The sequence below is a fragment of the Gemmobacter denitrificans genome (assembly GCF_036964905.1).
Lineage (GTDB): Bacteria > Pseudomonadota > Alphaproteobacteria > Rhodobacterales > Rhodobacteraceae > Gemmobacter > Gemmobacter denitrificans.
On sequence record NZ_JBALHR010000003.1, the window covers coordinates 470,430 to 485,965 of the forward strand.

The following is a 15,536-nucleotide window of genomic DNA, read 5'->3' on the forward strand; positions in this document are numbered from 1 at the left end:
GTTGTCGCTTGTCGCTACCCTTCCCCCGCCGATGCCGGCACCCGGCCCGGATGGATGATCGTGTAGGGGGAATGAAGGGGATGCTTTGGGAATGGGGATGGCATGACCAGCAGGATCGCATTGGGGCGGATCAGGCTACGCCTGCGCAACCCGGGTTTCTGGCGTCTGGCCAGCGGTCTGGTGCTGTTTTCCTTTGTCCTGACCCATTTCCTCAATCATGCGCTTGGTCTTGTGTCGTTTGAGGCGATGCAGACCGCGCAGCTTTGGCGCACGGCCATAACCCGAAGTCTGCCGGGCAATGCGCTGCTGTTGGCGGCGGCGGGGCTGCATGTGGCGTTTGGGCTGTGGAAGATCCTGCAGATTTCCACCCATCGCATCGGGTTGCGCAATCTGGCGCAGATGGGCTTTGCCCTTCTGGCCCCGCTCTGGCTGATACGTCATGTGATCGCCATGCGACAGGTTACCCCGGTTGCGGGGATCGCCGGGGATTATTCCTATGCCCTGGGCGCGCTTTGGCCGGGGGGCGCGCTGAATATCGCGATCCTGATGGCCCTGATCTGGACCCATGGCTGCATCGGGCTCTATCACTGGCTGGGCGGGCGGGCCTGGTTCCGGCAGACGCTGGTGATCTGGCAGTTTCTTGCTGTGGCGGTGCCGCTGCTGTCCTATGCAGGCTTTGCCACGGCAGGGCGCATCTTTGCCGCAACATTGGGCACTGCTGAATCGCCGTTGACGCCTGACCAGGCTGCCACGCTGTATCTGCAGGCGGAACGGGCAGAGCGGCTGTATCTGACCCTTCTGGCGCTGCTGGTCGTGGTCTGGTTGGCCATGCGCCTGGCCGATCGGTTGGGATCCCGCGTCAAGGTCACCTATCTGGGCGGGCGCAGCGTGCAGGCCCCGCGTGGCCTGCCCTTGCTGGCAATCAGCCGGATCAACCAGATCCCCCATGCGGCCGTCTGCGGGGGGCGGGCGCGCTGTTCGACCTGCCGGGTCCGGGTGATGCAGGGGGCGGAAGGGTTGGCACCGCCCAATGCCGCCGAACAGGCCGTGCTGCGCCGGATCGGGGCCCCCGCGCATGTGCGGCTGGCCTGTCAGATGGTGGTGCAGCGCGATATCACCGTATCCACCCTATTGCCTGCAGGCGAAGAAGGCCCGCCGCCCGAAACCGAAGACCGGCTGAGCTGGGGCGTGGAACGCGATCTGACGGTGATGTTCATCGACCTGCGCGGATTTACCAAACTGTCCGAAACCCGCCTGCCCTATGACACCGTGTTCCTGTTGAACCGCTTTCTGGGCCATATGGCTGATGCGATCGAAGACAGCGGCGGCTACGTTGACAAGTTCATGGGCGACGGGATCATGGCGATCTTCGGGATTGGCAAATCCTCGGCTGAAGGTGCGCGCGAGGCGGTGATGGCGGCCCGCGCCATGGCGGGGGTGCTGGATGCGTTGAACCTGAGCCTGAAGGAAGACCTGCCCGCGCCGCTGGCCATGGGCATCGGGCTGCATTGCGGACCGGCCATTCTGGGGCGGATCGGGGCATCGCGGCAGACCGATCAGTCGCCGGTGCGGCTGACCGCGCTTGGCAATACCGTGAACCTTGCCAGTCGGCTGGAGGGGAAGGCAAAGGAGCTGGGGGTGCAGTTGGTCATATCGGCGGAATGCATGGAACGGGCCGGCATCCCGACCCTGGGTTGCTGTTCGCCCGATCTTGTGACCTTGCGGGGATTGAGCCAGCCAGTGCCGGTCTTTGTGTTCCAGCGCACCAGCGACTTGCCCGAACCCGTCATGGATACGGCAGGCTGATCTGCTTGCCACAGCGCGATGTCCGTCGCGCCACCCGGGATTGCCTCGTTGTGGACAGGCCGGGTTTGCGCCGCTACGGTGGCGCAAACATCACCGCAAGGCGGCACTGCCGGGGCAGCTGTCACCAAAGAAACGGTGGGTCCGGGGACATGACGTATGAATGCAGCCATGGCTGACAGCATGACGGACTTGCTCCGCATCGAAGACTTGCATGTCTCTTTCGCCGTTCCTGGGGGGCTGCTGGATGCCGTGCGAGGGGTCAGCTTTCGCGTCGCGCCCGGCAAGGTCACGGCGCTGGTCGGGGAATCCGGGTCTGGCAAATCGGTGATCGGCCAGACGATCATGGGCTTGCAGCCTTCGACCGCGCGGACGCGGGGGCGCATCCTGCTGGCGGAACCGCAGGCGGATGGCAAGACGGCGGCTCCGGTCGATCTGCTTGCCCTGCCGCGCGACGGGCTGCGGATGCGCGCAATCCGGGGTCGCCATATCGGCATGATCTTTCAGGAACCGATGACCTCGTTTTCGCCGCTGCATACCATCGGCAACCAGATTTCCGAAGCGCTGCGCATCCACACCGCCCTGCCGCCGCGCGACCAGCGCGCCCGCGTCGAGGAGATGCTGGCGCTTGTAGGCTTTGCCGATCCGGCGCGCGTGTTCGGGATGTATCCGTTCGAATTGTCGGGCGGGATGCGCCAACGTGCGATGATCGCCATGGCGCTGGTTTGCGGGCCGTCGTTGCTGATTGCCGACGAACCCACGACGGCGCTGGATGTCACCATTCAGGCGCAGATCATGGGTCTGTTGCGCGATCTGCGCGACCGGTTGAACATGGCGGTTCTGCTGATCACCCATGATCTGGGCGTGGTGGCCAATCTGGCCGATGAGGTGGTCGTGGTCTATCGCGGCCGGGTGATGGAGGCGGGGCCGGTCGGTCCGGTGTTCCGCAATCCGGGCCATGCCTATCTGAAGGGCCTGATGACTGCCGTGCCGCAATTCGACATGGAACCGGGCGCAAGGCTGGTTCCGCTGCGCGAGGTGCGGATCGATCCGGCGCAATTGCATGGTGTGCTGGCGCGCACTGTCCCGCCCGCTCCGCCACCGGGCAGCGATCCGCCGCCGCTGCTGCAAGTGCGGGGCCTGACGAAATCCTATGCCACCAAATCGCAATCCTGGTTCCTGTCTGGCACGGCCACCCCGCCGCGCAAGGTGGTGGATGATGTGAGCTTTGATATCCGGCGCGGCGAATGTCTGGGGCTGGTGGGCGAAAGCGGCTGTGGCAAATCCACCCTGAGCAAGATGCTGATGCGCGCGGTCACGCCGGATGCGGGCAGCATTGCCTTTGATGATGGCAGCGGCCCACTGGATGTGCTGGCCGCAAGGGGCGACGCCCTGAAACAGCTGCGCCGCCGCATCCAGATGGTGTTTCAGGACCCGGTTTCGTCGCTGTCCCCGCGCATGAGCGTGGGGAACATTCTGGCCGAGCCTCTGGATATTCACGGCATCGGCAGCAAGCAGGACCGCCGCGCCACCAGCGCCGAATGGCTGCGCCTGATCGGGCTCGACCGTGGCGCGGTGAACCGATACCCGCACAGCTTTTCGGGCGGGCAGCGCCAGCGCATCGGCATTGCCCGTGCCCTGACGCTTGCCCCCGATCTGCTGATCTGTGACGAACCGGTTTCGGCGCTGGATGTGTCGGTGCAGGCGCAGATCCTGAACATGCTGAAGGACCTGCAAAAGGAACTGGGGCTGACGCTTCTGTTCATTTCGCACAATCTGGCGGTCGTCGATTACATGGCCGACCGGGTGGCGGTGATGTATGCGGGCCGGATCGTGGAAATCGCGCCGCGGGAAACCCTGATGCGCGCCCCGGTGCATCCTTACACCAAAATGCTGCTGGCCGCCGTGCCTTATGCCGATCTGGATCGGCCGCTGGACTTCGCGCAGGCCGCCCGGCCCAGCACGGTGGCCGCCGCCGACTGGCCCGAGGTGTTCCGCCCCGGTGCCACGCGTTTGCAGCCGGTTGATCTGGGCGGCGGGCATCAGGTTCTGGCCCATCCGCAGGCCGATGCGACGGAGCTTTGCCGATGATCACCCGCCGCCAAACCCTGCAGGGACTGATGTCCTCGATCGCGCTGCCGATGGTCTGGCCAGCATCCAGCGCATTTGCCGAAACGCAGGCCGCCCCCGGCCCGGCCCCGGTGATCCCGCGCGATCCGCGCGTGCTGGACCTGCCGGCCTTGGGCCGAGAAACCGGCCGCAGGGGCGGCACGCTGCGGATCATCGTTGGTGGGCAGCGCGATGTGCGGTTGATCCCCATCTACAGCTATGCCCGGTTGGTGGGCTATGGCCCCGATCTGCAACTGCGCCCCGATATCCTGTCGCGGTTCGAGGTGGAGGGGGATCGCATCTTCACCTTCCATCTGCGCGCGGGCCATTGCTGGTCGGATGGCAGCCCGTTCACGGCCGAAGATTTCCGCTACACCTGGGAAGACGTGATCACCCATCCCAAACTGTACAAAAGCGGCGTGCCGCCGGAACTGATGGCGGGCGGGGAACCGGCCCGGTTCGAGGTGATCGACGATCTGACCGTGCGCTACAGCTTTGTCAGCCCGATGCCCGCCTTTCTGCCACGCCTTGCCGCCCCGCTGCCAACGGTGCTGTTCATGCCAAGCGCCTATCTGCGGCAATTTCATGCCAGCTATGCCGACAAGGCCGATCTGGAGCGGATGGCGGCGGAGCAGGATGTCGAAGATTGGCGGCGACTGCATATCAAGATGTCGCGGTCGATCCGGCCTGAAAACCCCGATCTGCCTACGCTTGAGGCCTGGCGTCCGCGCACGGCGCCCCCGGCAGATCAGTTCATCTTTGAACGGAACCCCTGTTTCCACCGTGTCGATCAGGCCGGAACGCAACTGCCCTATATCGACAAGGTGGTGCTGACCGTCGCGTCTTCCGAGGTCATTCTGGCCAAGACGGCCACGGGCGAAAGCGATCTGCAGATGGCCGGGGTTGCCTTTGGCGACTATACGCTGCTGAAACAGGCCGAAGCGTCGCATGGGCTGCACGTCTCGCTCTGGCCCAAGACGCAAGGGTCGGCCGTGGCGCTTTACCCCAATCTCAATTGTGCCGATCCGGTCTGGCGTGATCTGTTCCGCGACGTGCGGATGCGGCGTGCCCTGTCGGTGGCGATCCGGCGCGAAGAGATCAACAAGGCGCTGTTCTTCGGTCTGGCGCGCGAAGGGGCCGATACGGTGACCCCTGACAGCCCCCTGTTCCGCCCCGAATATGCGTCAGCCTGGGCGCAGTATGATCCTGATCTGGCGCGGCAGTTGCTGGATGACATCGGGCTGACCGACTATGGGCCGGGGGGCATCCGCCGTCTGCCCGATGGCCGTCAGGCCGGGATCGTGGTCGAAACGGCAGGCGAAAGCGCGGTGGAGACCGATGTTCTGGAACTGATCCGCGATCATTACCGCGCGGTGGGGCTGGCGCTCTATATCCGGTCGTCGCAGCGCGACATCCTGCGCAGCCGTATTCTGGCCGGGCTGGTGCAAATGTCGGTCTGGACCGGGCTCGACAACGGGGTGCCCGATGCCGATACCCCGCCCGAAGAACTGGCCCCGACCAGCGGCGATCAGTTGCAATGGCCTCTTTGGGGCAGCCACCATGCATCAAACGGTGAGGCGGGCGAAGCCCCGGACATGCCCGAGGCTGCGCAGCTTCTGGCGCTTTTGGGGGGCTGGAATTCCAGCGATGATCCGGCGCAGCGTCAGGCCATCTGGCACGCAATGCTGGCGCTGCGTGCTGATCAGGTGTTTTCCATCGGCACGGTGAACGGCGCGCTGCAGCCTGTGGTGCATTCGGCGCGGCTGGCCAATATGCCGGAACGGGCCTTGTATGGCTTTGAACCCGTCAGCTATCTGGGCGCCTATCTGCCCGATACGCTGTTTTATCGTGAGGGCTGAGCCATGATCCGCTATATCCTGCGCCGCATCCTGACCATGATCCCCACGCTGCTGCTGATCTCGGTCTGTGTCTTCGTCATCATCGAATTGCCGCCGGGCGACTATTTCGAAAGCCACGTCGCGGAACTGCGCGCCTTGGGCGAACAGGCTGATCTCGATGAAATCGAGATGCTGCGCGAAGAATACGGCTTCGATCAGCCGCAATACATGCGCTATCTGACATGGGTTGGCGGAATGGTCACCGGCGATTTCGGCTATAGTTTCGCCTATCGCCTGCCGGTGAACGAGGTGGTGGGCGACCGGCTCTGGCTGACCTTCGTGCTGTCGGTGCTGACCATCCTGTTCACCTGGGTGCTGGCCTTTCCCATCGGCATCTATTCCGCCACGCATCAATACAGCTGGGGCGATTACGGGCTGACCTTTCTGGGGCTGATCGGGTTGGCTGTGCCGAATTTCATGCTGGCCTTGATGGCCATGTATTTCGCGAATGTCTGGTTCGGCCTGTCGATCGGCAATCTGATGGACAGCCAATATGTGAACGAACCGATGAGCTGGGAGAAGGCTAGGTCGATCCTTGGCCATATCTGGATTCCGGTCATCATCATCGGCATTGCGGGGACGGCGGGCATGGTGCGGCGGTTGCGGGCCAATCTGCTGGATGAATTGCAGAAGCAATATGTCATCACCGCCCGTGCCAAGGGGCTGGCACCGGGCAAGGTCTTGCGCAAATACCCGCTGCGCATGGCGCTGAATTTCTTCATCGCCGATATCGGGTCCATCCTGCCTGCGATGATTTCCGGGGCCGAGGTGACGGCCATCGTGCTGTCGCTGGAAACCACGGGCCCGATGCTGATCCGGGCGTTGCAAAGCCAGGACATGTATCTTGCCGGATCGTTCCTGATGTTCCTTGCGGCGCTGACGGTGCTGGGCACGCTGGTATCCGACATTGCGCTGGCGCTGCTGGACCCGCGCATCCGGCTGGGACAGGGGAGCGCGAAATGACCTTGCGATCCGATCCGCAGCCTTTGCCGCATTTCGTGTCCGATCTGCCCTTTGATCCGGCGGAAAGCGATGATCGCGCCGGTGCGCTGGCCGAGGCGTCGCATCTGCGGCTGATGTGGTGGAAATTCCGCCGCCACCGGATTGCATTCCTGTCGCTGATCTTTCTGGTGCTGGCCTATACAGCGGTGCTGTTTGTCGAATTTCTGGCCCCTTACCATCAGGATACCCGCAATCTGGATGCGATCTATGCCCCGCCGCAGCGGGTGCATCTGTTCCATGACGGGGCCTTTGTCGGGCCCTTCGTCTATGGCCGGACGCAAGAGCTGGACATGGACAATCTGCGGCGGGTCTATACCGATGATCCCGCGCAGGTGCACAAGCTGCGCTTCTTCTGCCAGGGCGACAGCTATGATTTCTGGGGCATGATCCCGGCAAGCCTGCATCTGGTCTGCCCGGCCAAGGATGGCACGCTGTTTCTGCTGGGCACCGACCGTCTGGGCCGGGATGTGCTGTCGCGCCTGACCTACGGGATGCGCATATCGCTGACCATCGGCCTGATCGGCGTGACCATCAGCCTTGTGCTGGGCGTGGTGATCGGCGGCCTTGCCGGGTACTTTGGCGGCTGGTTCGATGCCGCCACCCAACGCGCAACCGAAGTGCTGCAATCTATCCCGACCACCCCTCTCTGGATGGCATTGGCCGCGATCATTCCGGTGACCTGGAGCCCGCTGCTGGTTTACGCCGGCATCACGGTGATCCTGGGCCTGCTGGACTGGACAGGGCTTGCCCGGGCCGTGCGATCCAAACTGCTGTCCTTGCGCGAAGAGGATTATGTTCTTGCGGCCAGCCTGATGGGGGCGGGGGCGCCCCGGATCATCGGGCGGCACATGATCCCCGGCTTTACCTCGCATCTGATCGCTTCGGCCACATTGGCCATTCCGGGCATGATCCTTGGGGAAACCGCGCTCAGCTTTCTGGGGCTGGGTCTGCGCGCGCCGATCACCAGCTGGGGCATCCTGCTGGCCGAGGCGCGAAGTGTGAACATCGTGGCCCTGTATCCCTGGCTAATCCTGCCGGTCGTTCCTGTGATCCTTGTGATCCTTGCTTTCAACTTTCTGGGAGACGGGTTACGGGATGCAGCAGACCCTTACAAATGAGTGCACAATGCGGCATGTGGCCGCCAGAACGGCAACCCACACCACCCGCCCGGCCGGACGGGGAAAGGAACTGACGCCATGAAAGAGCGGCAGCGCAATCCCCGTGTGCTGATGTACAGCCACGACACCTTCGGACTGGGCCATCTGCGGCGCTGCCGGGCCATTGCCCATGCGCTTGTGCAGGATCATCGCGGGATGATGGTACTGATCATCTCGGGCTCGCAGATCGCGGGGGCCTTCGACTATCGCTCGCGCGTGGATTTCGTGAAGATCCCCAGCGTCATCAAGCTGCGCAATGGCGAATATACCTCACTCTCGGAACATATCGATCTGCGCGACACGATCGAAATGCGCCGGTCGATCATCCGCCATACGGCCGAGAGTTTCCGCCCTGATATCTTTATCGTGGACAAGGAACCGATGGGCCTGCGCGGCGAGATCGAGGATACGCTGGCCTATCTGAAAACCCAGGGCACCACGTTGGTGCTGGGTCTGCGCGATGTGATGGATGCGCCGCATCTGCTGCAGGCCGAATGGGCGCGCAATGATGTGATGACCAAGATCGATCGGCTCTTCGATCATGTCTGGGTCTATGGTCCGCCCGATTTCTATGATCCGCTGACCGGGCTTGACGTGCCGCCCGGGCTGCGCGCGCGGATGGATTTCACCGGGTTCCTGCAGCGCAGTGCCAATGCCGATCTGGGGTCTGAAAACCGCCCCGATGGCGATTACATTCTGGTCACCACGGGTGGCGGCGGCGATGGGGCCGATCTGGTGAATTGCGTGATTTCGGCCTATGAGCAGGACGCCGGACTGACAGACCGGGCGCTGATCGTGCTGGGTCCCTATATGTCATCTGAAATGCGCGCCGAATTCCGTCAGCGCGGGGCCCGCCAGCCGCTGCTGGAAGTGATCGATTTCGACATGCGGATGGAAGAACTGATCGAAGGCGCGCGGGCCGTGGTCGGGATGGGCGGCTACAACACCTATTGCGAGATTCTCTCCTTTGACAAACCGGCGCTGATCGTGCCGCGCACCGAGCCGCGCGAGGAACAGTTGCTGCGCGCCACCCGGGCGGCAGAGCTGGGCATGATCCGCATGTTGCTGCCGGAAGAGGCGACCAACCCCGTGACGATGGCCGCGGCGCTGAAGGCCTTGCCGCGCATGGCCCGGCCATCAGAGGGCTGGGCCGATCTTCGGATGGAAGGGTTGCAGACCATTTCATCCCTTGTGGGCGAATATCTGCATGGAAAGTCTGAATCAGAATCCGTGGCGCTGAAACAGGCGGCGACATGACCCCACCGCAGGGCAGGAGACCACGCATCGCCGTGGTCGTGAAGGGCTATCCGCGTCTGTCGGAAACCTTCATCGCGCAGGAATTGCGCGGTCTGGAACTGGCCGGGTTCGATCTGACCATCGTGTCTTTGCGCCATCCGACGGATCGCAAGCGCCATCCGCTGCATGACGAAATCCTGGCCGATCTGCTGTATCTGCCGGAATATCTGTATCAGGAACCCCTGCGGGTTCTGCGTGGTCTGGGTGCGGCCGTGCTGCGACCGGGCTTCTGGCGGTTGATCGGGCCGTTTCTGGCCGATCTGTGCCGCGATCCCAGCCCGAACCGGTTGCGGCGGCTGGGGCAGGCCATGGTTCTGCTGCGTGAGTTTCCGGCTGGTGCCGATCATCTGCATGCCCATTTCATTCACACGCCCGCGTCGGTTGCCGATTATGCGGCGCGGATGCTGGGGCGGGGGTACACGATCTCTGCCCATGCCAAGGATATCTGGACATCGCCCGACTGGGAATTGCGCGGCAAGCTGGGCCGCGCGCAATGGACAGTGACCTGCACCGCCACCGCCCGCGCGCATCTGGCAGCGCTGGCCCCCGATCCGGGCCGGGTGCATCTGCAGTATCACGGGTTGAACCTTGATCGCTTTCCGCCCTTTGCGGGCCAGCGGTCGGCGCGCGATGGCGGTGATCCGGCCGATCCGGTGCGGATTGTCAGCGTGGGCCGGGCCGTGCCGAAAAAGGGGTATGACAGGCTGCTGCATGCGCTGGCACATCTGCCCGCCGGGCGGCACTGGCGGTTCGATCATCTGGGCGATGGCAAGGACCTGCCTGCCCTGAAGGCGCTGGCCGCAGAATTGGGGATTGCGGATCGTTGCCATTGGCAGGGCGCGGTGGACCAGACCGAGGTGCTGGCCGCCTATCAGGCTGCCGACATCTTTGCACTGGCAAGCACGATCACCGGCGATGGCGATCGCGATGGTCTGCCCAATGTTCTGGTGGAAGCCGCCAGCCAGCGTCTGGCCTGCGTCGCCACCGATACGTCGGGCATCCCCGAATTGCTGACGGGCGATGACCGCGGCTGGCTGGTGCCAGCCGATGATGTGCCCGCATTGGCCGCAGCGCTGGATCATGCGATCACCGACCCGGCCGCCCGCGCCATCCGTGCCGCCGCGATCGAGGCGCAGGTGCGCCAACATATGGATTACCGCGCCAGCATCCACCAGCTGGCCACCCTGTTCGACCCGACCGGAGACCGGCCATGACAGCGCCAAGAGTGTTCTTCTATGTCCAGCATCTGCTGGGTATCGGCCATCTGGCCCGGGCCAGCCGCATTGCACAGGCCCTGCAAGCGCGCGGGGCACAGGTGACGCTGGTGACGGGGGGGCTGCCGGTTGCAGGGTTTCCGGCACCGGGTATGGACCATGTGGCACTGCCGCCGCTTGCCGTCAGCGATGGTGCCTTTGCCGGGTTGGTTGATGACGCAGGGCAGCCCGCTGGCCCTGCCTATCTGGACCATCGGCGCGACCTGCTGCTGGCGGCCTTTGCCCGCTGCGCCCCGGATATCGTGGTGACCGAAGCCTTCCCCTTTGGCCGTCGCCAGATGCGGTTTGAGCTTTTGCCCCTGCTGGCCGCGATCCGTGACCGCCAGCCCCGGCCCCTGCTGGTGGCCTCGCTGCGCGACATTCTGCAACGCAAGACCAAGCCGGGCCGCGATCAGGAAACCGTCGATCTGGTTCTGGGCCATTTCGACCGGGTGCTGGTGCATGGCGATCCGGCCTTTGCCCCGCTGGAGGCATCCTTTGCCCTGACAGCACAGATCCGCGACAAGATCAGCTATACCGGCTTTGTCTGTCCGCCCGCGCCGACAACCCTGCCAGACGGGTTTGACGTTGTCGTCTCGGCTGGTGGGGGGGCCGTGGGGGCGGCACTGGTGGGGGCAGCCCTTGGCGCGGCCCGGCAAGGCAGGGCGGATTTGCGCTATTGCGTGATCACTGGCCCCAATCTTGCTCAGGCCGAATATGACCGGCTGGCCGCCGCCGCGCCGGAAAATGTCACGCTCTGCCGCTTCCGCACCGATTTCGTGGCGCTGCTGGCAGCATCGCGCCTGTCTGTGTCGCAGGCCGGGTATAATACTGTGGCCGATATACTGGTGGCCGGATGCCGCGCAGTGCTGGTGCCCTTTGCTGCCCAGGGCGAAACCGAACAATCCGACCGTGCCGAACTTCTGGCCCGCGCGGGCCGCGCCCTTGTTCTGCCCGAAGATCGGCTGACACCGGAGCGGCTGGCTGCCTTGATCGCCGAGGGGCTGGACCGCCCCCTGGCCAGCGCGGGGGCGAACCGGACGGATGGAGCCGCCGAAAGCGCCCGCCTTCTGTTGTCGCGCGATTGGGGCTGATGCCTGCCTGATTGAAGCGGCGGCGAAGGGGGGCCGAAACCGGCTTTCCCGGTTGTTGCGCTGCCGCTAGTCTGGGCGGATGCCCGGCACCTTTGCCCGACCCCATCCCACACCGCCCAACGCTGGCCCGCCGCCGCCCGCGCGGCTGACCTTTGTGATCGTGCCGCGGTTCAACATGGCCACGCTCATCACCCTGATCGAACCCCTGAGGATCGCGAACTATCTGGCTTCCGCCCCGCTTTACCAATGGGACATCCTGTCGATGGAGGGCGAACGGGTGCCCGCTTCCAACGGGATCGACATTGCAGCCGCGCCGGTTTCAGATCGTAACCGGCGGGGCGAGCTGATCTTCGTGCTGGCCAGTTGGGGGGCGGAACACTACGCCAATCGCGATCTGTTTTCGTGGTTGCGGCGTCAGGCGCGGGACGGGGCGCGGATCTGTGCGGTGGAACTGGGTTGCTATCTGCTGGCCCGGGCGGGGCTTCTGGCCGGGCGGCGCGTGGCGACCCATTGGTCCTGGGCCCCCGGTTTTCAGGAACAGTTCCCCGAAATTGCCATGTCGGACCAGTTGTTCACGCTGGAGGAACCGGTGCTGACCTGCGCGGGCGGGCTGGCAGGGGTGGACATGATGCTGCGGCTGATCAGTGATGCGCATGGGGCCAGCATGGCCGCCGAAGTGGCGGACCAGATGCTGCATCACCCGATCCGCCCTGCCACCGCCCCGCAACGCCGCCATCAGGCGCCCGGGCCCGAGGCGGCGCAGGTACCGGAAGGTCTGCCCCCCTTGCTGCGCGAGGCTGTCGCGCTGATCGAAGGAAATATCGCAGACCCCCTGACGGTGCCCATGATCGCGGCTGCTCTGAACGTGTCGCAACGGCATCTGGAACGGCAGTTCCGGCAGGCCATCGGTTGCACGGTGGTGCAATTCAGCACATTGGTGCGGCTGCAACATGCGCGGGTGCTGCTGATCTCCACCCCGCTTTCTGTGCGCGAGATCGCCACGGCAACCGGTTTCAACGCGCTTTCGCATTTTTCCGTGGCGTTCCGGCGTTGTTTTGGCCGTCGGCCTTCGGACTATCGGCAGGGCTGGCCGGATGGCGACAAGGCCCCCAGTTGGCCCGGCACATTGGCCGGGTTTCTGGATGGTCTGCAGCAGCGGCACAAATCCCGGACCTGATCGCGGGGTGTGGCCCGTCAGGCGAAGGCAGGGATCACATGCTGGCAGAACAGCTCCAGCGAGCGTTTCTGTTCCTTCAATCCCAGACCCAGGCTGGCGTAATAGATGAATTCGTCCACCCCGATCGCTTCATACAGTTTCAGCTTGGCGATCACCTCGTCGGGCGTGCCGAACATCAGGTTGCGCGACAGCATTTCGGGATCATATTCGGCGCGGTTGCCCAGTTGATCGAAGGGGATCGCCTTGGGAAAGCCGTTTTCCACATCGCCCATGTTCTTGAACAAGTTTTCGAATTGCGACAATTGCCGCTGTGCCGCGCGCACCGGGACCATCCAGTCCTCCTTGCGGTCATAGACCGCCGTATGCCGCATCATCGCCATGACCGGGCGACGCGCGCCCGGATTGTTGGCCAGCGCCTCGGCCATGCGGGCCATGTAGGTTTCGGCCTCTGCCATGTCGCGGGTCAATGGCCATGACTGGATGTTGCAGCCATGCCGGACGGCATAATCATAGGTGATCGGGGCACGGGCCGCGACCCAGACCGGCACTTCAGCCTGCAGCGGCTTGGGGCAAGAAGTGGAGGTGGGGAAAGACCAGAACTCTCCGTCATGTTCGTAATCGCCCTTCCACAGCGCACGGATCGCCGGCAGCATTTCCTGCATGTAGCGCCAGGCGTCGGTCTGTTTCAGCCCCGGGCGCATCCGGTCGAATTCGCGCTGATAGGCGCCAGACCCGATACCGAATTCCAGCCGCCCGCCCGAAATCAGATCGACGAAGGCCGCCTCTCCCGCCGCCTTGATCGGGTGCCAGTAGGGGGCGGCGATGACGGCGGTGCCCAGACGGATGCGGCTGGTATGATTGGCCCACCAGGCCAGAATGGAAAACGGGTTCGGCGCGATGGTCATTTCCAGCGCGTGATGTTCCGCGGCCCAGGCGATGGTAAAGCCGCCCGCATCGGCCATCTGAACCATTTCCAGCGTGTGCCGGGCAACCTCGCGCATGTCGAGACTGTCGTCCATGCGTTCCAGATTGATCGCGAGTTGGAATTTCATGTCCCGGCTCCTTCAGCGCATGACAAAGGGGTTGGCAATCGGTTCGGATGACGTGTTGACCCAGATCGTCTTGGGCCGCGTATAGTCGAACATCGCCTGAAAGCCGCTTTCGCGGCCGTAGCCCGACCCTTTCACCCCGCCAAAGGCGGCGATGGGCGACACGACCCGATAGGTATTGATCCAGACGATGCCCGCCCGGATGGCGCGGGCCATCCGCATCTGCCTTGCGCCGTCGCGCGTGAAGATGCCCGCGGCAAGACCATGGGTTCCGGCATTGGCCAGCGCGATGGCCTCTTCTTCGGTATTGAACCGCAGGACCGACAGAACCGGGCCGAACAGTTCGGTATCCAGAATGGTCAGATCGGGGTGGGGGCAGTCGATGATCGTGGGTTCGAAATAGGTGCCGCCCAGCCCTGCGGGTTGCTGACCGCCGGTCAGCACGCGGCCGCCTTCCTGCCGGGCCAGGGCGATCTGGGCCTCGATATGGCGCAACTGCCCTTCAGTGCAGAGTGGGCCCATCTGGGTGTCATCCGCCATCGGATCGCCGATGCGGATGCCGCGGGCCAGACCGATCATCTGTTCCAGAAAGGCATCGGCGACATTGGCATGCAGAATCAGGCGCGATCCTGCCACGCAGCTTTGCCCGGTGGCCCCGAATATTCCCGCGACCGAACCGTTCACCGCGCTTTCAAGATCGGCATCATCAAAGACGATGAAGGGCGATTTGCCGCCCAGTTCCAGCGAGACTTCGGCAAGGTTTTCGGCCGAATTGCGGATGATGTGCCGCGCCGCGCCAGGGCCGCCGGTAAAGGAGATCCGCGCCACCAGCGGATGACTGGTCAGCGCCCGGCCCACTTCGGCATGGCCCGTGACGATATTTACCACACCGGGCGGAAATCCGGCCTCGGCGATCAGCCGCCCGAACTCCAGCATCGGGACGGACGCATGTTCCGACACTTTCAGCACGATCGTATTGCCCGCCGCCAGCGCCGGGCCGATCTTCACCGCCGACAGGAACAGCTGCGAGTTCCACGGGACCACGGCGGCCACGACACCCAGCGGTTCGCGATTCGTGAAAACCATCAGGTCCGGCTTGTCGATCGGCAGCACTTCTCCGGCGATCTTGTCGGCTGCCCCGGCATAGAAGTGGAAGAATTCGCCAATGTATCTGGCCTGCCAGCGGGTTTCCTTCAGCATCTTGCCGGTGTCGCGGGTTTCGGCCCAGCCCAGCGTTTCCGAATGTTCCGCCAGAAGATCGCCCAGCCTGCGCAGGCATTGTCCCCGCTGGCTTGGGGTCATGCTGGCCCATGGCCCTTGGGCAAAGGCCCGGTCTGCCGCCCGAACAGCGCGGTCCACATCGGCAGCGGTGGCCTCGGGGATGCGCGCCCAGACCTTGCCATCGATGGGCGAGGTGCTGTCAAACCAGCCGTTATCCGCAGCATCGACCCAAGCGCCGTCGATCAGCATCTGGAAATTCTGGATCCCGTCCATCGCATTCCCCCTGTTTTTCCCATTCATGCCGTGGGAATTTCGGGATCAATTTCGAAAATCCGTCGTGTCTTGGCGAAAAACAGAAATGCGTCCCGCAGGGCTGCTGCAAATCTGAAGGCCAATCACAGTTAGTGTCCGCGGAGTTGGTGTAAATTCATCGCCGTTGGCGGTGTGATCCTGGGCGGCCATCGAGGTGTAGGATCG

General features: G+C 64.0%; 11 protein-coding genes. 9 read left to right on the forward strand and 2 right to left on the reverse strand.

What is annotated here, in order from left to right; genetic code table 11:
• The first annotated feature begins 102 nt into the window (after nt 1-102).
• The 9 genes from V6590_RS08000 to V6590_RS08040 all read left to right on the forward strand — a co-directional run bounded on the left by V6590_RS08000 (nt 103) and on the right by V6590_RS08040 (nt 12,789).
• Entirely contained in the window at nt 103-1,806 is a 1,704-nt protein-coding gene (locus tag V6590_RS08000) for an adenylate/guanylate cyclase domain-containing protein (protein ID WP_335421666.1), read from the forward strand.
• 180 nt (nt 1,807-1,986) lie between these two features.
• Entirely contained in the window at nt 1,987-3,894 is a 1,908-nt protein-coding gene (locus V6590_RS08005) for a dipeptide ABC transporter ATP-binding protein (RefSeq protein WP_335421668.1), read from the forward strand.
• A complete protein-coding gene (locus tag V6590_RS08010; protein ID WP_335421670.1) occupies nt 3,891-5,771 on the forward strand; it encodes an ABC transporter substrate-binding protein in 1,881 nt (626 codons plus the stop codon). The genes V6590_RS08005 and V6590_RS08010 overlap by 4 nt, the downstream gene beginning before the upstream one ends.
• Nucleotides 5,772-5,774: 3 nt before the next feature.
• Entirely contained in the window at nt 5,775-6,773 is a 999-nt protein-coding gene (locus tag V6590_RS08015) for an ABC transporter permease (protein ID WP_335421672.1), read from the forward strand.
• Complete coding sequence (locus V6590_RS08020; RefSeq protein ID WP_335421673.1) at nt 6,770-7,930, forward strand: ABC transporter permease; 1,161 nt, start codon at nt 6,770-6,772, stop codon at nt 7,928-7,930. Before V6590_RS08015 ends, V6590_RS08020 begins: the two co-directional genes overlap by 4 nt.
• Before the next feature lie 78 nt (nt 7,931-8,008).
• A complete protein-coding gene (locus V6590_RS08025) occupies nt 8,009-9,226 on the forward strand; it encodes a glycosyltransferase family protein (RefSeq protein ID WP_335421675.1) in 1,218 nt (405 codons plus the stop codon).
• On the forward strand, nt 9,223-10,479 hold the full coding sequence (locus V6590_RS08030; protein ID WP_335421676.1) for a glycosyltransferase: 1,257 nt from the start codon (nt 9,223-9,225) through the stop codon (nt 10,477-10,479). Before V6590_RS08025 ends, V6590_RS08030 begins: the two co-directional genes overlap by 4 nt.
• On the forward strand, nt 10,476-11,612 hold the full coding sequence (locus V6590_RS08035; RefSeq protein WP_335421678.1) for a glycosyltransferase family protein: 1,137 nt from the start codon (nt 10,476-10,478) through the stop codon (nt 11,610-11,612). Before V6590_RS08030 ends, V6590_RS08035 begins: the two co-directional genes overlap by 4 nt.
• A gap of 79 nt (nt 11,613-11,691) precedes the next feature.
• On the forward strand, nt 11,692-12,789 hold the full coding sequence (locus V6590_RS08040) for a GlxA family transcriptional regulator (protein ID WP_335421680.1): 1,098 nt from the start codon (nt 11,692-11,694) through the stop codon (nt 12,787-12,789).
• Nucleotides 12,790-12,806: 17 nt separating this feature from the next.
• Here the strand turns inward: V6590_RS08040 and V6590_RS08045 are convergent, their stop codons facing one another.
• Nucleotides 12,807-13,841, reverse strand: a complete 1,035-nt coding sequence (locus V6590_RS08045; protein WP_335421682.1) for an LLM class flavin-dependent oxidoreductase — start codon at nt 13,839-13,841, stop codon at nt 12,807-12,809.
• A gap of 12 nt (nt 13,842-13,853) precedes the next feature.
• Entirely contained in the window at nt 13,854-15,332 is a 1,479-nt protein-coding gene (locus V6590_RS08050) for an aldehyde dehydrogenase (RefSeq protein ID WP_335421684.1), read from the reverse strand.
• Between the last annotated feature and the right edge of the window lie 204 nt (nt 15,333-15,536).

Bases quoted from the DNA above. Each gene is read 5' to 3' on its own strand.
- V6590_RS08000 (WP_335421666.1), top strand. From the start codon at position 103: ATGACCAGCAGGATCGCATTGGGGCGGATCAGGCTACGCCTGCGCAAC.
- V6590_RS08050 (WP_335421684.1), bottom strand. From the start codon at position 15,332: ATGGACGGGATCCAGAATTTCCAGATGCTGATCGACGGCGCTTGGGTC.
- V6590_RS08015 (WP_335421672.1), top strand. From the start codon at position 5,775: ATGATCCGCTATATCCTGCGCCGCATCCTGACCATGATCCCCACGCTG.
- V6590_RS08020 (WP_335421673.1), top strand. From the start codon at position 6,770: ATGACCTTGCGATCCGATCCGCAGCCTTTGCCGCATTTCGTGTCCGAT.
- V6590_RS08010 (WP_335421670.1), top strand. From the start codon at position 3,891: ATGATCACCCGCCGCCAAACCCTGCAGGGACTGATGTCCTCGATCGCG.
- V6590_RS08035 (WP_335421678.1), top strand. From the start codon at position 10,476: ATGACAGCGCCAAGAGTGTTCTTCTATGTCCAGCATCTGCTGGGTATC.
- V6590_RS08040 (WP_335421680.1), top strand. From the start codon at position 11,692: ATGCCCGGCACCTTTGCCCGACCCCATCCCACACCGCCCAACGCTGGC.
- V6590_RS08025 (WP_335421675.1), top strand. From the start codon at position 8,009: ATGAAAGAGCGGCAGCGCAATCCCCGTGTGCTGATGTACAGCCACGAC.
- V6590_RS08045 (WP_335421682.1), bottom strand. From the start codon at position 13,841: ATGAAATTCCAACTCGCGATCAATCTGGAACGCATGGACGACAGTCTC.
- V6590_RS08005 (WP_335421668.1), top strand. From the start codon at position 1,987: ATGACGGACTTGCTCCGCATCGAAGACTTGCATGTCTCTTTCGCCGTT.
- V6590_RS08030 (WP_335421676.1), top strand. From the start codon at position 9,223: ATGACCCCACCGCAGGGCAGGAGACCACGCATCGCCGTGGTCGTGAAG.